Source organism: Kingella sp. (in: b-proteobacteria), assembly GCF_030527935.1.
GTDB lineage: Bacteria > Pseudomonadota > Gammaproteobacteria > Burkholderiales > Neisseriaceae > Kingella_B.
Map to the genome: position 1 here is coordinate 18,921 of NZ_JAUMZV010000022.1, position 17,998 is coordinate 36,918.

General features: G+C 54.0%; 18 protein-coding genes. All 18 read left to right on the forward strand.

All coding sequences use genetic code 11. From position 1 onward, the window contains the following. Nucleotides 1-112 precede the first annotated feature (112 nt). The 18 genes from Q4A85_RS08240 to Q4A85_RS08325 all read left to right on the forward strand — a co-directional run bounded on the left by Q4A85_RS08240 (nt 113) and on the right by Q4A85_RS08325 (nt 17,852). Entirely contained in the window at nt 113-2,833 is a 2,721-nt protein-coding gene (locus Q4A85_RS08240; protein ID WP_303109335.1) for an FG-GAP-like repeat-containing protein, read from the forward strand. A 256-nt stretch (nt 2,834-3,089) separates the two neighbouring features. Further along, nucleotides 3,090-3,593 carry a hypothetical protein gene (locus Q4A85_RS08245; protein WP_303109337.1) on the forward strand — a complete coding sequence of 168 codons (504 nt, stop codon included), beginning with the start codon at nt 3,090-3,092 and terminating at the stop codon, nt 3,591-3,593. Between the two features lie 429 nt (nt 3,594-4,022). Next, nucleotides 4,023-5,513, forward strand: coding sequence for a GH3 auxin-responsive promoter family protein (locus Q4A85_RS08250; protein WP_303109339.1), 1,491 nt, complete (start codon nt 4,023-4,025; stop codon nt 5,511-5,513). 104 nt (nt 5,514-5,617) lie between these two features. Further along, entirely contained in the window at nt 5,618-5,770 is a 153-nt protein-coding gene (locus tag Q4A85_RS08255; RefSeq protein WP_303109341.1) for a hypothetical protein, read from the forward strand. A gap of 406 nt (nt 5,771-6,176) precedes the next feature. Continuing rightward, on the forward strand, nt 6,177-7,421 hold the full coding sequence (ftsW, locus tag Q4A85_RS08260; protein ID WP_303109342.1) for a putative lipid II flippase FtsW: 1,245 nt from the start codon (nt 6,177-6,179) through the stop codon (nt 7,419-7,421). Between the two features lie 228 nt (nt 7,422-7,649). After that, entirely contained in the window at nt 7,650-8,726 is a 1,077-nt protein-coding gene (gene murG, locus Q4A85_RS08265) for an undecaprenyldiphospho-muramoylpentapeptide beta-N-acetylglucosaminyltransferase (protein WP_303109343.1), read from the forward strand. A gap of 70 nt (nt 8,727-8,796) precedes the next feature. Beyond that, nucleotides 8,797-9,420, forward strand: a complete 624-nt coding sequence (locus Q4A85_RS08270; protein ID WP_303109344.1) for a hypothetical protein — start codon at nt 8,797-8,799, stop codon at nt 9,418-9,420. A gap of 2 nt (nt 9,421-9,422) precedes the next feature. Then, nucleotides 9,423-9,713 (forward strand): hypothetical protein, encoded by a 291-nt coding sequence (locus tag Q4A85_RS08275; protein ID WP_303109349.1) that lies wholly within the window; start codon nt 9,423-9,425, stop codon nt 9,711-9,713. Then, the gene (locus Q4A85_RS08280; protein ID WP_303109351.1) at nt 9,695-9,931 is read left to right on the forward strand and encodes a hypothetical protein; all 237 of its coding nucleotides are present in this window, start codon (nt 9,695-9,697) and stop codon (nt 9,929-9,931) included. Before Q4A85_RS08275 ends, Q4A85_RS08280 begins: the two co-directional genes overlap by 19 nt. Then, nucleotides 9,897-10,550 (forward strand): hypothetical protein, encoded by a 654-nt coding sequence (locus Q4A85_RS08285; RefSeq protein ID WP_303109352.1) that lies wholly within the window; start codon nt 9,897-9,899, stop codon nt 10,548-10,550. The genes Q4A85_RS08280 and Q4A85_RS08285 overlap by 35 nt, the downstream gene beginning before the upstream one ends. Continuing rightward, nucleotides 10,502-10,852, forward strand: a complete 351-nt coding sequence (locus tag Q4A85_RS08290) for an XVIPCD domain-containing protein (RefSeq protein ID WP_303109354.1) — start codon at nt 10,502-10,504, stop codon at nt 10,850-10,852. The genes Q4A85_RS08285 and Q4A85_RS08290 overlap by 49 nt, the downstream gene beginning before the upstream one ends. 88 nt (nt 10,853-10,940) lie before the next feature. Beyond that, a complete protein-coding gene (locus Q4A85_RS08295; RefSeq protein WP_303109372.1) occupies nt 10,941-12,440 on the forward strand; it encodes a Ppx/GppA phosphatase family protein in 1,500 nt (499 codons plus the stop codon). After that, nucleotides 12,440-13,756, forward strand: a complete 1,317-nt coding sequence (locus tag Q4A85_RS08300; protein ID WP_303109355.1) for a paraquat-inducible protein A — start codon at nt 12,440-12,442, stop codon at nt 13,754-13,756. The genes Q4A85_RS08295 and Q4A85_RS08300 overlap by 1 nt, the downstream gene beginning before the upstream one ends. Before the next feature lie 36 nt (nt 13,757-13,792). Then, a complete protein-coding gene (locus tag Q4A85_RS08305) occupies nt 13,793-14,233 on the forward strand; it encodes a very short patch repair endonuclease (protein ID WP_303109356.1) in 441 nt (146 codons plus the stop codon). Further along, the gene (locus Q4A85_RS08310; protein ID WP_303109358.1) at nt 14,196-15,302 is read left to right on the forward strand and encodes a DNA cytosine methyltransferase; all 1,107 of its coding nucleotides are present in this window, start codon (nt 14,196-14,198) and stop codon (nt 15,300-15,302) included. Before Q4A85_RS08305 ends, Q4A85_RS08310 begins: the two co-directional genes overlap by 38 nt. Further along, complete coding sequence (locus Q4A85_RS08315) at nt 15,295-15,891, forward strand: hypothetical protein (RefSeq protein ID WP_303109360.1); 597 nt, start codon at nt 15,295-15,297, stop codon at nt 15,889-15,891. The genes Q4A85_RS08310 and Q4A85_RS08315 overlap by 8 nt, the downstream gene beginning before the upstream one ends. Before the next feature lie 11 nt (nt 15,892-15,902). After that, nucleotides 15,903-17,333, forward strand: a complete 1,431-nt coding sequence (gatB, locus tag Q4A85_RS08320; RefSeq protein ID WP_303109362.1) for an Asp-tRNA(Asn)/Glu-tRNA(Gln) amidotransferase subunit GatB — start codon at nt 15,903-15,905, stop codon at nt 17,331-17,333. Nucleotides 17,334-17,516: 183 nt separating this feature from the next. Next, nucleotides 17,517-17,852 (forward strand): hypothetical protein, encoded by a 336-nt coding sequence (locus Q4A85_RS08325; protein WP_303109364.1) that lies wholly within the window; start codon nt 17,517-17,519, stop codon nt 17,850-17,852. Nucleotides 17,853-17,998 lie beyond the last annotated feature (146 nt).

The following is a 17,998-nucleotide window of genomic DNA, read 5'->3' on the forward strand; positions in this document are numbered from 1 at the left end:
AACCAAGCTATCTGCTTTACCCTCACCCCATAGTATAAAATCCGCCCTTCCCCAATCCAGCCCCATTCCTATTTTCAGGCTGCCTCCCACCATTCTCATTCCATTCACCACCATGCGTCTCCCACCAATCCCCCCTCGCCAAGACCCACGCTGGGCTGTCCTCGGCTTGCAACTCACCTTCCTCACCTTCGGCATCCTATTTTGGGGCTTCAACCGCAGCCCGTGGCAAATCGCCGCCATCGTTGCCACATCCGTGCTCACCGATTTAACCCTGCACACCCTGCTGCGTCGCCCCGCGCCGCTGTTCCCGCTCAGCGCGGCGATTACCGGCACCAGCCTTTCCATGCTCACCAATTTCGCGCATGGCATTTGGTTTGCGCTGCTGCCGCCGTTTTTCGCCATCGCGTCCAAATATTTGTTCACGGTAAACGGCAAGCATATTTACAACCCATCGCTGTTTGGCATTGTTGCCGCGCTGTTTTTTGGCGGCGGCATGATAACGCCATCGCCCGCCTATCAATGGGGCGGCTCGGGCGTGGTTGCCTTTTTTGTTGCCACCGCCGCCATCATGCTGGTGCGCGTGAACATCCACCGCGCATGGCTGATTGGCTCGTTTTTGCTGTTCTACGCCGCCCAAGTGGGCTTGCGCGCCTATATTCTGCGCCATCATATCCCCGCCGAAACGCTGTTTATGGGCGCGTTTACATCGCCCGCGTTTTATCTGTTCGTGTTCTTTATGCTGCCCGACCCGCCCACGTCGCCCAGCAGCAAAAAAGGGCAAATCGGCATGGCGGCGATGATTGTGTTGGTGGATTTAGCCCTGCACAAATTCCAACAATTCTCCACCCTGTTCTACGCGGGCTTTGCCTACTTCACCCTGCGCGGCATCTATCTATTCTGGCAAACGCGCCAGCAAATCAACTGGCGCAACGCCATCCAAACCCATTTTCAGGCTGCCTTAGCCATCGCCATCATCGGCGCAGCGGGCATCGGCGCATACAAAGCCAGCCATCAATTTGCAAACAGCCAAGACATCGGCTTTAAGCTGGTGTCCATCCCCGCCAGCCAAAGCGGGCTAACAGGCGCGCAAGGCGATATTTTGGAGCGCACCGACCCGCAAATGCGCCACGTTGCCAAATGGCTGCTTTCGGTGGGCGATGCGGGCGCGGTGGCGGATGTAAACCAAGACGGCTTGCCCGATATTTTTCTCACCCAGCCGCTTAAAGCCGAAGCCGACCGCGCCCAGTTATACATCAACAAAGGCGGTTTCCAATTTGAAAAATTCCCCCTGCCACAGCTAGACCCCAACCGCAGGCAACCTGAAACCCACGGGCTGATTGCTTCTGCCACATGGCTGGATTTTGACAACGACGGCGACCAAGACTTGCTGCTGGGCGTAGGCTTTGGCAAAGGCATTCTGCTACGCAACGAGTTGGCGCAAACAGGCAAACTCGGCTTCACTTCCATCGCCGAACAAGCGGGCATCGCCCCCTATCAAATCAGTACCGCCGCCAATGTGCTGGACTACAACCAAGACGGGCTGGACGACATCATCATCGGCAACGTGATGCAACGCTATCTGCCCGATTACGACACCCCGCAGCCGTATAACATTTTCAGGCTGCCTAAACCGCAATACGCAGGCGACAGGCGGATGTTTAACGTGATGCACCGCTCGTGGCACAACGCCGACAACGCCGATGAAAACTGGCTCTATCAAAACATGGGCAACGGCACATTCCAGCTCGTCCCCGCCGCCCAAAGCGGTTTGCAAGGCAAGCATTGGACAATGGCGATTGGCGCGGGCGACCTCAACGCCGACGGCTACCCCGACCTCTACATCGCCAACGACTTCGGACCTGATGAACTTTACATCAACCGCCAAGGCAAAGGCTTCCAAGCCATACGCGGCATGTTTTCAGGCAGCATCGGGCGCGACACCTACAAAGGCATGAACGCCACCATCGGCGATGTAACAGGCGATGGCAAGCCCGATATTCACGTTTCCAATGTGCACGAAAAACTGCAAGCCGAAGGCAGCCTGCTGTGGGTAAACCAAAGCCAAGCAGGGCAAGCCGATGCCGCCATGTTCCAAGACCAAGCCGCCAAGCGCAACGCGCTCAACGAACAACGCTTTGGCTGGGGCGCAACCTACGCCGACTTCAACCGCGACGGCAAGCTAGACATGGCACAAGCCAACGGCATGGCAGACGATGCCTACGATAAAAAAGAAGCCCGCTGCCCCGATTATTGGTATTGGAACGCCCAAATCGCCCTAACCAACCCCGATGTGCACGGCTACGCCGACCGCTGGGCAGACGTGCGCGGACGTTGCGTATTTGGCAACGAAGCCAACAGGCTCTATCTCAACCAAGGCGACTACTTTATTGATGTCGCCAAACAAGCAGGCGCAGACTACACAGGCACATCGCGCGGCATGATACACGCCGATTTTGACAACGACGGCGACCCCGACCTACTGGTAACCCACATGACCGCCGCCCCCACGCTCTACCGCAACGACAGCCAAAGCGCCGCATGGCTCGGGCTAGACCTAGTGGGCAACGGCAAAACCTGCGCCCGCAACGCCTACCACAGCAAAGTCATCGCCTACCCCGCCAACCAGCCGCCCATCGCCCGCGAAGTCTATGCCAACAACGGACTGGCTGCCCAAAGCGACCGCCGCATCCTGTTTGGCTTAGGCAGCCTGAAAACGAGTGCCAGCGAAGCCAAAACACAAAAAATCCGCATCCAAATCCAATGGTGCGGACACGGCAAAGCGCAAGAGATGGAATTGGCAACAGGGCGTTATCATCGGGTGGAGCAACCATAGGTTTACAGCCGTAGGTTTATCGCCGTGAGTTTTATCGCCCGTTGTAGGCGTGTGGCTTTGCCACGCACATCATTCAAGGCAGCCTGAAACCCTGTTTCCCCTTTTCAGGCTGCCTACGCAATGGAGCGGCGACAGCTCGTCGCCAAAACACATTTAACCGTTTTCAGGCTGCATCCAACCTTTTGCCAACCCCAAAAAGGCAGCCTGAAACCCTTATTTACCCATTTCAGGCTGCCTAAATCCCACCCCCACCATCATGAACACAACCACCCAAGAACCCCGCCCCCACCTACGCTTCTGCCTGACCACGCTCGCCCTTGCCCCCATCCTGTTCACCGCGCTGCACGACACCCTTGCCCTGCTGCTGCGCCGCCCCACCGCCATTCTCTACACCACCCAACACCAGCAACGCCAATGGCTCGCATGGGACAGCCAGCTGCTGTTTGCCGCCCTGATTATCTACCTGCTCAACGCCATCATCGCCTTTATTCTCGCCCGTGCCGCGCAACAAAAAATGATGCGCCGCCAAATCCACTACGCCCTTTATCTCGCAGGCAGCGGCACGCTCCTAGCATGGCTGTTTGGCGCAGCCCTTGCCGCCGCCACAGGGCTGGGCGCGCGCGCCGCCAACGGCTCATGGCTGCTGGTTTACGCCGCCACCATTATGCTGATTGCCCTTGCCACCCTGCCCAAGCAGCTCACCCGCGCCCCCGTGCAAACCATCACGTTCCACAAAAACCCCCGCCGCAAGCCGAAATGATTTTCAGGCTGCCTTGTATATTTCAAGCTCCACAAGGGGCATTCGTATCTGACAATATCTAATCTATCGCGTTTGGTTGATACTGCTGCCCACTCCTCTACGTCCAGCCGAACGGAGCGTCCTTTTTTCGGGAAAAAGCGTGCGCTTGTCCGACGACGCACGAAGTGCGGCTAGTTCGCACGCGCCGAAAAAAGGATGCGCAGTGAGGGAAGTTCGCGCAGCGAACCTGCACGTCGGGGTCGCCTTTCTTTGCTTACTTTCTTTGGCGAAGCAAAGAAAGTAAGTCGCCCGCGCCGCGATAAGGCGCAAAGGCAAACGCATCAGGAACATCAAACGAAGCACGGCTAAATGCCATTGGAACTTTGCTGAACTTTATTTCAGGCTGCCTAACCCCAAAAGCAGCCTGAAAACATCACCCCACCCCCAACCATGCCCACACTCCCCACCCTACTCGCCCCCGCCCACACCGCCTACCAAACCGCCCTGCGCCACCCCCAGCGCACCCAAGCCCAAATCCTGCGCACCATCCTGCGCAGCAACCAACACAGCCAATTCGGGCAACAGCACCACTTCGCCCAAATCCGCAGCCCCGAAGACTACGCCCAGCGCGTCCCCATCCAAAGCTACGACACCCTAGCCCCCAGCATCGCACGCCATGCGGACGGCGAAACCAACATACTCACCAGCAGCCCCGTCATCCAATTTGAAGAAACAGGCGGCTCAACCGCAGGCGCAAAACTCATCCCCTACACCGCCCCCCTGCTCACCGCCTTCCAACACGGCATCCACGCATGGTTTGCCGACCTAATCGCCCAACGCCCCCGCGCCTTTTCAGGCTGCCTTTACTTCATCATCAGCCCCGCCACCCGCAGCCGCAGCCACACCGCAGGCGGCATCTCCATCGGCACAGGCAACGACCTAAACTACCTAGGCAGTGCACTCGCCCAGCGCATCGCCCCGCAAATACTCCACCAACCCCAGCTTGCCCAAGCCCAAAGCCCCGCAGACTGGCAAATCCGCACCGCCACCCTACTCGCCCAAAGCCCCAGCCTAAGCCTGATTTCCGCATGGAGCCCCACCCTGCTGCTCAACATCGTCCACACCCTGCACCAACAACAAGACACCATCCTGCGCCACATCCCCGATGCCCACCGCCGCCGCACCCTTGCCCAAGCCCTAACCCCCGCCATCCCCCGCACCCAACACATCTGGACACAGCTAGACACCATCAGCTGCTGGGACAGCCACACCGCCGCCGCCCCCGCCGACCAACTGCGCCAACTGTTCCCCCACGCCCACCTGCAAGGCAAAGGACTGCTCGCCACCGAAGGCATCACCACCCTCCCCTTTTCAGGCTGCCTACTGCCCGCGCTCACCAGCCACTACTACGAATTTGCCGATGAGCACAACCAAATCCACCCCCTAACCCAACTGCAACACGGCAACCGCTACCGCCTACTGCTCACCACCCAAGGCGGGCTCTACCGCTACGACACCCAAGACTGGCTGCTCGCCCAAAACTCGCCCTACGCCCACGTCCCCAGCCTGCACTTTATCGGGCGCAGCAGCCTACACAGCGACCTAGTCGGCGAAAAACTCAACGAAGCCTTTGTCGCCCAAGCCATCGCCCAAAGCCTGCCCCCCTTTTCAGGCTGCCTATTGCTACAAGGCAGCACCAACCCACAACCGCACTACATCCTTTGGCACGACCCCACATTCAACCCATCCGCCGCCACCATCGCCCAGCTCAACACCGCCCTGTGCGCCAACCCCCAATACCACTACGCCCAACAAATCGGACAACTGGGCAAACTCATCGCCCGCCCCCATCCCAACCTGCTCGCCTACGCCAGCCAACACACCCGCAGCCGCGTACTCGGCACGCAAAAAATCCCCATGCTGCTACCGCCCATTGCATAGGCAGCCTGAAACCTGTGTCAAACCAGTAGGTCGGGCATTGATGCCCGACGTTTTTAAATCTGTGGTGCATTAAGATAAATAGGCGCAGTGTTTGTTGGGCATCAATGCCCGACCTACAACGTACAACGCGGCAACCCCGCCCAACCGTATTTCAGCCTGCCTTGCGCTGCAAAAACGCGGGCGCGAATGCTGGGCAGCCTGAAACGCTCACGCGCGCCCCTACGGCTTGTTTGCAGGCCGTGCGCTGGCTTAAATGATGAAGCTGCCTGCGCCCATCTAGCAAAATAAATCCGCCCCGCCCGCAAAAGCAGCCTGAAAAACCCACGCAATCCAGTTAAAATACGCCCTAGCCATTTTCGGGCTGCCTTAACTATCCGCAGCCTGAAAATCTTTTTTATCCAACCGAGCTGCCACCCCCAAAGGCAGCCTGAAACCTTTGCAAAACCCCAGCAGCAGCCTGAGAAATTAAAAAATGCCGTCATTCCCGCGTAGGCGGGAATCTTGCCAAACATTCATAAATATGTGGAAAAAAACAATCCATTGTGTGAATTTAACCAAGATTCCCGCCTACGCGGGAATGACGGAGAATTGACTATTTCTCGTTGTGTTTTAGGTTTTGCAACGGTTTCAGCCTGAAAACCCATCACCCAGCAAAATCCACCCATGTCCACCCCCCACAAAACCCCACTCTTAGACAAACTCCTAGACCGCAACCTGCTCAAAAACGGCGACAGCTACGACAAAACCTTCGTGTGGCTCTTGCTGTGCCTGCTCTGCTTTGGCTTGGTGATGGTGTATTCCGCATCAGGCGCGCAAGCAGGGCTGCATCATTACGACAACCGCGGTTTTTTTCTGATTAAACAAGCCCAGTTTGCCCTGCTCGGTCTTGCCATCTCGTTTGGCTTGATGCGCGTGCCGATGTGGCGATGGCAACGCTGGACAATCTATCTTTTGCTGTTCACGCTGCTGGTGATGATATTTGTGCCGTTTACGGGCGAAGTGGTCAATGGCGCACGCCGCTGGCTGCCCACTCCGTTTGGCTTCAAAATCCAGCCCAGCGAATTGTTTAAATTCATCACCATCATGTATATGGCGAGCTTTTTCAAACGCCGTGTGGACATTCTGCACGACTTTCGCCGCGTGATTTTGGTCGGCATCCCCATCGCCGCAGGCATCACGCTGGTTGCGCTCACGCGCGATTTGGGCTCGGCGATGGTGATTGTCGCCATCTTCCTATGCCTGCTGTATCTCGCCAGCATCCCGATGAAATGGTTTTGGGGCGCGGTTGCCGTAACCATCGCCGCCACCGTATTGATGATTATCACGTCTGAATTTCGGATGCACCGCATGGAAGTGATGTGGCAGCCGTGGAAAGACCCCACCGGCACGGGCTACCAAGGCTTAGGCTCGCTGCTTTCCATGAACCAAGGCGACCTGCTCGGTACAAGCTTGGGCAACGCCATCATGAAACGCGGCTTTCTGCCCGAAGCCCACACCGACTTTATTCTCGCCGTGATTGGCGAAGAGCTGGGGCTGATTGCCGTTGCCGCGCTCACCTTTGTTTACCTTTGGATAATCTGGCGCGCCTTTTCCATCGGCAAACAAGCCCGCGATTTGGATTTGCACTACAACTCCTTTATCGCCACAGGCGTAGGCGTGTGGGTAGCGGCGCAAAGTTTTGTGAACATCGGCGTAAACATCAGCCTGCTGCCCAACAAAGGGCTTACCCTGCCCTTGGTTTCCTACGGCGGCTCATCGCTGATTATCATGCTGATTGCCTTTACCATGCTGCTGCGCGTGGACCACGAAAACCGCCTGCGCATCCGTGGCTACAACGTTGCCGACCCGCGCGAACGCAAAGCCAAAGCCGCGCCCAATAGGCAGCCTGAAAATAATTCGCCCGCGTAATCAAGCTGAAACATTAAACCACACACTTGTTAATCCAAAGGCAAAGGCAGCCTGAAACGTTAAACGCTCTTTCCAACGCTTGCACTACGCAAAACCCTTTTCAGGCTACCCTCATGGAGCGGCGACGGCTCATCGCCACAATGCCAATCAACCAACCAAGGCAGCCTGAAAACCACCCCATCCCCACTTTCAGGCTGCCCCCCAACACCCCCACAGAAAGCCCACACCATGACCACAAAAACCATCCTACTCATGGCAGGCGGCACAGGCGGACACATCTTCCCCGCCCTAGCCGTTGCCCAATCGCTGCAACAACAAGGACACCGCGTTGTCTGGCTCGGCAGCCACGACAGCATGGAACAACGTCTCGTGCCGCAGCACAACATCCCGCTGGAACTCATCTCCATGAAAGGCGTGCGCGGCAAAGGCATCCTGCGCAAACTCGCCCTGCCCCTGATGCTGCTGCGCTGCGTTCAGGCTGCCAAAGCCATCATCCGCAAACACCACATCAACGCCGTCATCGGCTTTGGCGGCTTTGTAACCTTCCCCGGTGGGCTTGCCGCCAAACTGCTTGGCGTGCCGATTTTTGTGCACGAGCAAAACGCCGTGGCGGGCATGGCAAACAAACGGCTCGCCAAATGGGCAACGCGCGTGCTGTACGCCTTTCCCCAAGCCTTTCCGCAATACCCTGATGGGCTAGTGGGCAACCCCGTTCGCGCCGACATCGCCGCCCTGCCCGCGCCCGAAACCCGCTTTGCCCACCGCCAAGGCAGCCTGAAAATCGCCGTTATCGGCGGCAGCTTGGGCGCGCAAATACTCAACGAAATCGTCCCCGCCGCGCTCGCCCTGCTGCCCCAAGCGCAACGCCCCATCATCACCCACCAATCAGGGCGCGGCAATTTAGCCACGCTGCAAGCTGCCTACCAGCAAGCAGGCGTAGCTGCCGAGTGCATTGAATTTGTGGACGACATGGTTGCCGTGTACCGCGATGCCGACGTGCTGATTTGCCGCGCAGGCGCGCTCACCATCGCCGAACTCACCGCCGCAGGCGTAGGCGCATTGCTCGTGCCGTTCCCGCACGCCGTGGACGACCACCAAACCGCCAACGCCCGCTATATGGTCGCCGCCGAAGCAGGCTTGCTGCTGCCCCAATCGCAGCTTACCGCGCAAAATCTCGCCCAAATCATCGGCGGGCTTACCCGCGACCAATGCCACGCATGGGCAACCCACGCCCGCACCCTTGCCATGCCCGATAGCGCGGATAATGTCGCCAAGATTGTGTTGAACACGCTTGGCGAACAATAGGCAGCCTGAAAACGCCCGCATCGCCAGTTTTCAGCTATACATCCATCACACAAAAAGGATTTTCCCAACCATGCCCCACAAACTTACCCCCAGCATACTCGCCCTTTTGCTGCTGACTTCTTGTTCACTCACCCAAGGAAAATCCAAAATGACTGATTACGAACCTAAACTTAACCCCAATCCCACGCAACGCTACGATGTTACCGTTACGTTAATTGAAGCTCCCACCAATTTGGTCGTTACCAATATTTGGGCAATTTATGAATCCAACTGCGAACAGTTGGTAGATAAATGGGCGGGGGCTTATAAGGAATTAACCAAAGAATTTGCGCTGGAATTTAAAAAAATCAAACCGAATGTTTATCACGCTACGGTGTTTGGCGATAAGCTGTTGGATGAAAGCAGACCTGATGGCACAGAGTGCCGTTGGGAATTATTAGATATTCCCGTTAGGCTAGAACCCAGCCCGAATTTGGCAGACATTCACTATTCAAGCGGTGTTACCATCGCGCCAAATTTTTATGTATCAGAAGGATACTGGAAATATGAAGGCTATATCACACGGTATAATTTCAATGCCCCCAGTCCTGTAACATGGCATCGCTCTATGGGCGTAGCCATAAGCAAAAATATGTTCGGTCCCATCCCCAAACAGCAATTAGCCACCATTCGTTTTGAATTACGGAGAAAATAATCATGACTACCCCTAAATTTGACCGCCTAGCCATTACCCAAGCTGTATTATCAGAAGATGTGTATGTAGATAAAAATGCCGATGGACAATGGCAGCATCGGCATAGAGAAACAGCAGACAGTAAGGATGTTACTATTACATACCCTGATGGTTCTATTGGTTATTTTGAAGAAATAGCCAAATTGGAAAAATCAGATGGCTTTCAAGGCGTAATTTATCGCAATAAAGACACTAACGAACTGCATGGTGTCATTCGTGGCTCAGAAAAGCGCGAATGGGCAAAGATATTGTAGTTACAGATGCCATCAATATGGGTTTGCTGCAAGTTAATAATCAATTAGATAGCGCACGCGAATTTGGAAATGAATTGATAGAAATCGCTAACGAGCAAGCCAAGGAAAACCATATCAACGCCCCCATCTATTTAGCAGGGCACTCACTCGGCGGGACTATTGCACAATATCTGGCGCATTATTATGGCGATAGAATTTGCCGCACCGATACCTTATAACGCCTTTGGTGCGGCGGCATTGGGCTATAACCAGCGTGTGCCTGCTGATAGCAATGTTAGCAATGTGATTAACCATCGCATGGCAGGCGATACCACCAGCAATTTAAGTAAGCACTATGGCAAGGTAGTAACTTATGGCTCGCCCACCAAAGAAAATGGCAACCATTCCATTAGCAATTTTACCTATCGCGGCAAAAACGCTCACGCCAAAGACCAAACCTATGTGCTAGCCGACCCCGAACGCTGGCAAAACTATAAAGAAACTCACGTTGTGCCAACGGCAGCCAAAGGGACAAGAGTAGGGATTGCGTATGGGCTTAATCCCGTTCATTTAATTGATACTGCACTATACAAAATGCGTAAACCGACACCAGCGGGGCAGCGTGCGGATAAAGCCGGGGTGCCGCCTTATCACACACAGGGCAATGCCCTTGCATCCCTGAAAGTGATAAAAAGCACATTAACCCTATCCAAGCGGAAGCCAATATTGGTTATCAGCGCAATATTCCGCTGGAAGTTCAAAAACTTTCTCCCCAGTCTCAATCTCTTTATAATCAAATCAATGAAAAAGTGCGCGATTTATGTGTTGCCAAAGGCATTTATTGGAACGATAAAATAGACAACGGCATTGCTGAGTTAACGGTATTGGCGGTTAAAGACCAAATGCCGCGGGTGGATTCTGTTTCATTGAATGATAAAAACGAAATCGTGATGACAAGATGGGGCTCGCGCCAAACAAGAGATGAGTTTGAGCGTAATGTTGTGCGCATACCCGATAACAGCTTGGGAAATACGCCCATACAAAACAGTATTCAGCAGATACAGCAGCAGGAAGAAATCAACGAATACAATCGTCAAACGCAGCTGATGGAACAGCAAAATCAGCAGACACAATCGCAGTCGCGTGGGCGGACGATGTAACGCTTTCTGTTTTAGGCAGCCTGAAACCCCACTCCCCCCTTTTCAGGCTGCCTCTATCAGCAATCTCATCCCCAACAAGGAAACCCACATGGAAAACGTCGCTCAACTTCTCGCCTCGGTTGATTTAGGTTCAAACAGTTTTCGCCTGCAAATCTGCCAAAACAACAACGGGCAGCCGCAAGTGGTGGAAAACATCAAGCAAATGGTCCGCTTTGCAGGCGGCTTGGATGCCAACAAAAACCTAGACGAAGCCAGCCAAGAGCGCGCCTTGGAATGCTTAGCGCAGTTTGGCGAACGGCTGCGCGGCTTTGCGCCTGCCCAAGTGCGTGCCGTTGCCACCAACACCTTCCGCGTTGCCAAAAACATCGCCCAATTTTTGCCCAAAGCCGAAGCCGCGCTGGGCTTTCCGATTGAAGTCATCGCAGGGCGCGAAGAAGCGCGGCTCATCTACACAGGCGTAATCCACACCTATCCCAACAACGGGCAAAAGCTGCTGGTAATTGACATCGGCGGCGGCTCAACCGAATTTATCTTGGGCAGCGAATTGCGCCCCACCCACACCGAAAGCCTGCCGCTGGGCTGCGTAACCTATTCGCTGCGCTTTTTCCAAAACAAAATCAGTCAAAAAGATTTTCAGGCTGCCATCAACGCCGCGCGTAACGAAATCCAGCGCATCAGCAAAATCTACAAACAACAAGGCTGGGACATCGCGCTGGGCACATCGGGCAGCGCAAAATCCATCGCCACCGTGATTGCCGCGCAAGATATGGGCGAGCGCATCACGCTGGATGCTATGCGCGTGCTGGCGCGCAAAATTGCCGATGCGGGCAGCGTGAAAAAAGCCAAGCTAGAAGGCATCAAGCCCGAGCGCGTGGAAGTGTTTGCAGGCGGGCTGGCGGTGATGATGGCGGCGTTTGAAGAGTTGGAGATTGCAGGCATGGCGTTCAACGAAGCAGGCTTGCGCGATGGCGTGTTTTTTGACACCGTGGGGCGCAATATCCACGAAGATTTGCGCGAACAAACCGTGCGCCAATTCCAAGAGCGTTACCACGTTAGCCGCAATCAAGCCGAGCGCGTGGCGCAGCTTGCCTTGCAACTGCTGCGCCATTTGGCGCAAACCGCCACCGTGCAAGAGCTGGATTATTGGTCAAACTATGTGCGCTGGGCGGCGCAGTTGCACGAAGTGGGCGTGGACATTGCCCACACCGCCTACCACAAACACACCGCCTATGTGCTGGCCAACGCCGATATGTCGGGCTTTTCGCGCCCCGAGCAAGAATTGCTGGCGATGCTCACGCTGGGGCAACGCGGCGACTTGAAAAAAATGGCGGAAACGCTTAACCGCAGCGACATCATGCGCTGGCACGCCGTGCTGGCTTTGCGCCTTGCCGTGCTGTTCTGTCGCGCTCGCCTGCCTTTGCAACTGCCGCAAGGCTTATCGCTGCAATACAACGCCCCCGCCAACAGCTACACGCTCAAAGCCCCGCAAGCATGGTTAGACAACAACCCGCTCACCGCCGCCGCGCTGCAAGAAGAAGCCGAGCAATGGCAAAAAATTGAGCATCAATTCAACGTGGTAGCCCAATAATGTCCCGCCTGCGCCATGCCATCTATCGCCGCATTCAGCATCAATGGGCAAAGCATTATTTCCCCAACGCCACCCTGCCCGCGCACGATGTAACCTGCCCCGAATGCGGCTTACAAACCCATTTGCCCAAGTTGCGGCAAGGGCAATCCGCCGAATGCCCGCGTTGCCATCATCATTTGGTGGGCATTGAACCCGAGCCTTATCCCATCGTGTTAGCCTGCGCCATCGCCGCGCTGATTTTGATGCTGCTGGTGTATAGCCAGCCTTTTGTGCGCGTAATGATGACGGGGATGTATTCGCGCTTAACGCTGCCTGAAATGATGATAACGCTCATCGGCAGCGGCAGATGGAGCTTTCTGGGCATCGTGCTCACCTTGCTCACCTTTGGCACGCCCGTGGTGTTTTTGCTGTCGTGTATTTATGTGTATAGCGCGTTGATTTTTGAACGCAACGCGCGTTATCTACTCGGCGCGGCTCGCCTGCTCACCCGTTTGCAAGAATGGATTATGGTGGATGTGTTTTTCATCTCCATGCTGGTAGCGTATATCAAGCTCAGTGCGGTGGCATCGGTGAAATTTGGCACCGCGTTTTGGCTGATGCCTGTGCTGGCTCTGCTGCTGTTGCGCACCGCCGTTGCCACGCCAAGCCATTGGGTGTATTACCAAATCCGCCGCGCCAAGCATCAAGCCTTTTTTCAGGCTGCCCCCGATACCCTATGCTGCAAACGCTGCCTGTTTTACCGCCCCGCCAGCGAAGCATTTTGCGGCGTGTGTGGCTCGGAGCTGTTCCACCGCTGCCCCAGCAGCCTGAAAGTGTCCGCCTGCTTTTTGCTCGCCGCCATGATTTTGTATCTGCCCGCCAACTTGCTCACCATTATGATTTCCACCAACCCGATAGAAAAAGAAGTCAGCACCATTATGAGCGGCATTATTTTTATGTGGAACAAAGGCGACCGCTTTATCGCCAGCGTGATATTCAGCGCGAGCATCGCCGTGCCCACGCTCAAAATCATCTCCATGCTGATGCTGATTTACAGCGCAGCCGTGCGCCCCTTGCTGCCCATCCGCGTCCTATCCGTGCAATACCGCCTAACCGAGCGCGTGGGGCGGTGGTCAATGATAGACATCTTCGTCATCATCATCATGATGAGCACCTTCCACACCAACATCGCCCGCGTAACCCCCGGCCCTGCCGCGATTTACTTCTGCCTTGTGGTCATCCTCACCATGCTCTCGGCGCATTTTTTCGATGTGCGGATACTGTGGGACAAAGCAGGCGAAAACGGTTTCAGGCAGCCTGAACACGCACGGGATTGATATAATAGCGGATATTTTTCAGGCAGCCTGCACCCAATGGACAGACTTACCCCGACACAGCGCAGAAAATGTATGCAGGCCAATAAAAGCAAAGGCACAAAGCCCGAAATTCTATTGGGAAAAGCCATGTGGCGGATTGGACTGCGCTACCGAAAAAACAGCAGCCTCATATTCGGCAAACCCGATTTCAGCTTCAAAAAATACAAAATTGCCGTATTTGTGGACGGTGAATTTTGGCACGGGAAAGACTGGGAAAAGAGAAAAGCCGGCATCAAAACCAACCGCGAATTTTGGACGGCAAAAATCGAACGCAATATGCGGCGCGACCGAGAAGTAAACGATTATCTGACTCGGAACGGCTGGCAGGTATTCCGTTTTTGGGCGGGCGATGTCGTCAAGAATCCGCAAATATTTGCCGAAAAGATACGGAAAGAAATTTATGGAAAACTATCAGACAATCAAAGCAACAAAAAATAAGAACAGGCTGAAAGAAAAAGCAGCACAATACCGCTTGTTTGAAAACCGTGCGGCTTTTCAGGCTGCTCCGTCAGACAAAAAGTTTACCTTTATCGATTTATTTGCCGGTATCGGCGGTTTTCGCATCGCTATGCAGAATTTGGGAGGGGAATGCGTATTTTCCAGCGAATGGGACGAGAAAGCCAAGCAGACCTATGAAGCCAACTTTGGCGAAGTTCCCTATGGCGATATCACAAAAGAGGAAACCAAAAAATTTATTCCGCAAGAGTTCGATATTCTGTGCGCCGGTTTTCCGTGCCAAGCTTTTTCTATTGCCGGAAGGCGAGGTGGATTTGAAGATACGCGCGGCACGCTGTTTTTTGATGTTGCCGAAATCATCCGCCGCCACCGTCCGAAAGCCTTTTTTCTGGAAAACGTAAAAGGGCTGACCAACCACGACAAAGGCAGGACACTTCAAACGATTCTGAACGCCCTGCGAGAAGATCTAGATTATTTTGTTCCCGAACCGCAGATTGTTAATGCCAAAGATTTCGGTGTTCCGCAAAACCGGGAGCGGATTTTTATTGTCGGTTTTCGTAAGGACTTGGGAATCAGTGATTTTTCTTATCCTGAGCCAACCGGTATTAAGAAGACGTTTGCTGATATACGCGAAAAAGAAACTGTACCGACCAAATATTATCTTTCCACGCAATACATTGATACATTAAGAAAACATAAAGAGCGGCACGAAAGCAAAGGTAACGGATTCGGATATGAAATCATTCCCGATAACGGTATTGCCAATGCGATTGTAGTCGGAGGAATGGGACGTGAGCGCAATCTCGTTGTCGATAATCGGATTACTGATTTTACACCAACAACCAATATTAAAGGCAAAGTAAACCGAGAAGGCATTCGTAAAATGACACCGAGAGAATGGGCAAGGCTACAAGGCTTTCCCGAAGAATACAGAATCGTCGTTGCCGATGCTTCGGCATATAAGCAGTTTGGTAATTCGGTGGCGGTTCCCGCTATTCAGGCAACGGCTTTGGAAGTTTTGAAAAGATTGGAATTTGAGGAAAATGAGTGATAATAAAGCAACTATAATTATCCGTGAAATGATGCGGAAGTATCCGATTAATTCGACATGGCGTCCCAGTGAGTTTGTTAGATTTTATTGGAATAAATATCAGTCTGATTATCCAAGTAATAATTCATTAAATGGCTCTGTATTTGAATTGTTATTGGTTATTTCTCTATTGCGGGAGAATATAGGTCCTGTATATGTTCAGGCAGAACTGGCTTTTGTGCCGAATGTTATTTTGGATATCGTTCTATACAATAGGAAAACTCCTGTTACCATTAGTGCAAAAACCACACTCAGGGAAAGATGGAAACAGGCAGATTTGGAAGCCATGGCAACTAAATATGTACATCGTGAGGCAAAATGCTATGTTTTGACATTATCTGAGTCGGAAGTTTATGCACGAAGAAAAGAAGACAACAGTTATATGGGAATCAATGAATTTGTGTTGGCGCATACATCAGAATATGATAATTTAATTGAAAATTTAAAAAAGATTAAAATTTCGGAAAGCGAAAGCGTCAGAATTATTCAGACGGATAATAAGATTTACCGGAAAGAAATGATTGAACAGATTTACCAAATTAACTTATAGAGAGAAATTCTATGACCTGGGAAACCGTAATCGGACTGGAAATCCACGTCCAACTCAACACAAAATCCAAAATCTTCAGCGGCGCATCGACCGCATTCGGTGCGGAACCCAATGCGCACGCCAGCGTGGTGGAATGCGCGCTGCCGGGTACGCTGCCGGTGATGAACCGCGAAGTGGTCGCCAAAGCCATCAAGCTCGGCTTGGCGTTAAACGCCAAAATCAATCAGAAAAACGTGTTTGACCGCAAAAACTATTTCTACCCCGACCTACCCAAAGGCTACCAAATCAGCCAGTTGGATTTGCCGATTGTGGAACACGGCAAGCTGGAAATCGCGGTGGGCGACGAAGTAAAAACCATCAACGTAACCCGCGCCCATATGGAAGAAGACGCGGGCAAGTCCGTACACGAAGGCTTGGACGGTGCAACGGGCATCGATTTGAACCGCGCGGGCACGCCGCTGTTGGAAGTGGTGTCCGAGCCCGAAATGCGCTCCGCCGCCGAAGCCGTCGCCTACGCCAAAGCCCTGCACGGGCTGGTAACGTGGCTGGACATCTGCGACGGCAATATGGCGGAAGGCTCGTTCCGCGTGGATGCCAACGTATCCGTGCGCCCGAAAGGACAAGAAGAATTCGGCACACGCCGCGAGATTAAAAATCTCAATTCCTTCCGTTTCTTAGAGCAGGCGATTAATTACGAAGTGGAAGCGCAAATCGAGATTTTGGAAGACGGCGGCAAAGTGCAGCAGGCGACCATGCTGTTTGACACCGACAAGGGCGAAACCCGCGTGATGCGCCTGAAAGAAGACGCGCACGACTACCGCTACTTCCCCGACCCCGACCTGCTGCCCGTTATCATTTCCGATGCGCAACTGCAAGCCGCCCGCAGCGAAATGCCCGAGCTGCCCAAAGAAATGGCGGCGCGTTTTGTCAGCGAGTTCGGCGTAAGCGAATACGATGCCCGCCTGCTCACCGCCGGCCGCGTTCAGGCTGCCTACTTTACCGCCGCCGCCCAAGCAAGCGGACAGGGCAAGCTGGTCGCCAACTGGATGAACGGCGAACTCGCCGCCACACTCAACAAAGCAGGCTTGGAGCTTGCCGACAGCCCGATTACCGCCCCCCGCCTCGCCGCGCTGGTGGGCAAAATCGCCGACGGCACATTGAGCAGCAAGCTGGCGAAAAAAGCCTTTGAAGCGATGTGGGCGGAACCCGATGCCACGATTGAACAAATCATCGACAAACACGGCTTGGTGCAAATCACCGACACCGGCGCGATTGAAGCGATGGTGGACGAAGTGCTGGCGAACAACGCCAAAGCGGTGGAACAGTTCAAAGCGGGCAACGAAAAAGCGCTCAACGCGATTGTCGGGCAGGTGATGAAAGCCAGCAAAGGCAAAGCCAACCCCGTGCAGGTGCAGGAATTGGTGAAAGCCAAGCTGGGCTGATGCCGTAAACCTGCTTTCAGGCTGCCTATCGAATTAGGCAGCCTGAAAACGCAAAAGCAGCCTGAAAAGCGTTTTACCGTTTTGGCTTCGCCGAAGCTGCGCTTTCAGGCTGCCTTCAATGCCCAAAGGAGAATGGATGAACGCCAAGCTCAAAACCCTGCTGCGCTATCTGCCGCTGGCGTTATGGCTGCTGATGCTGGTGGCGAACAGGTCAATGTTTATCAAAGCGACCAATATTGGGCAACACAGCCACCGTCCGACCACGCCACGCAAATGCAGTTTGAAGTGTGCTTGGCGTTTTTACTGACGCTGACCGTATTCAGTTTTCCGCTTGGCACGGCAGGCGTTGTTCTGCTCACATTACTGCCCGAATGGCTGCTGCCCCAACACGGCACGCCCAACAATCTATATCTTGCCGTAGTCGCCTTGCTTAGCACGCTCGGCTTTTATGTGCAATGGTACATCCTGCTCCCACACCTGCTGCGCCGCTGGAAAAATTGGCGCAATAAGGCAGCCTGAAAAGCACAAAACCACTTTCAGGCTGCCTAAACATCCCACAAAGGCAGCCTGAAAACCACCCCACCCACAAGGAACAATCTCATGCGAAACGACGATAACTACTACGGCTACAACGATTACGGCAGCGACACGCTGTATCTGCTGGA

Bases quoted from the DNA above. Each gene is read 5' to 3' on its own strand.
- Q4A85_RS08315 (WP_303109360.1), top strand. From the start codon at position 15,295: ATGAGTGATAATAAAGCAACTATAATTATCCGTGAAATGATGCGGAAG.
- murG (WP_303109343.1), top strand. From the start codon at position 7,650: ATGACCACAAAAACCATCCTACTCATGGCAGGCGGCACAGGCGGACAC.
- Q4A85_RS08245 (WP_303109337.1), top strand. From the start codon at position 3,090: ATGAACACAACCACCCAAGAACCCCGCCCCCACCTACGCTTCTGCCTG.
- Q4A85_RS08300 (WP_303109355.1), top strand. From the start codon at position 12,440: ATGTCCCGCCTGCGCCATGCCATCTATCGCCGCATTCAGCATCAATGG.
- Q4A85_RS08270 (WP_303109344.1), top strand. From the start codon at position 8,797: ATGCCCCACAAACTTACCCCCAGCATACTCGCCCTTTTGCTGCTGACT.
- Q4A85_RS08240 (WP_303109335.1), top strand. From the start codon at position 113: ATGCGTCTCCCACCAATCCCCCCTCGCCAAGACCCACGCTGGGCTGTC.
- Q4A85_RS08305 (WP_303109356.1), top strand. From the start codon at position 13,793: ATGGACAGACTTACCCCGACACAGCGCAGAAAATGTATGCAGGCCAAT.
- Q4A85_RS08255 (WP_303109341.1), top strand. From the start codon at position 5,618: ATGCCCGACCTACAACGTACAACGCGGCAACCCCGCCCAACCGTATTT.
- Q4A85_RS08325 (WP_303109364.1), top strand. From the start codon at position 17,517: ATGGCTGCTGATGCTGGTGGCGAACAGGTCAATGTTTATCAAAGCGAC.
- gatB (WP_303109362.1), top strand. From the start codon at position 15,903: ATGACCTGGGAAACCGTAATCGGACTGGAAATCCACGTCCAACTCAAC.
- Q4A85_RS08250 (WP_303109339.1), top strand. From the start codon at position 4,023: ATGCCCACACTCCCCACCCTACTCGCCCCCGCCCACACCGCCTACCAA.
- Q4A85_RS08280 (WP_303109351.1), top strand. From the start codon at position 9,695: ATGGGCAAAGATATTGTAGTTACAGATGCCATCAATATGGGTTTGCTG.
- ftsW (WP_303109342.1), top strand. From the start codon at position 6,177: ATGTCCACCCCCCACAAAACCCCACTCTTAGACAAACTCCTAGACCGC.
- Q4A85_RS08310 (WP_303109358.1), top strand. From the start codon at position 14,196: ATGGAAAACTATCAGACAATCAAAGCAACAAAAAATAAGAACAGGCTG.
- Q4A85_RS08285 (WP_303109352.1), top strand. From the start codon at position 9,897: ATGGCGATAGAATTTGCCGCACCGATACCTTATAACGCCTTTGGTGCG.
- Q4A85_RS08275 (WP_303109349.1), top strand. From the start codon at position 9,423: ATGACTACCCCTAAATTTGACCGCCTAGCCATTACCCAAGCTGTATTA.
- Q4A85_RS08295 (WP_303109372.1), top strand. From the start codon at position 10,941: ATGGAAAACGTCGCTCAACTTCTCGCCTCGGTTGATTTAGGTTCAAAC.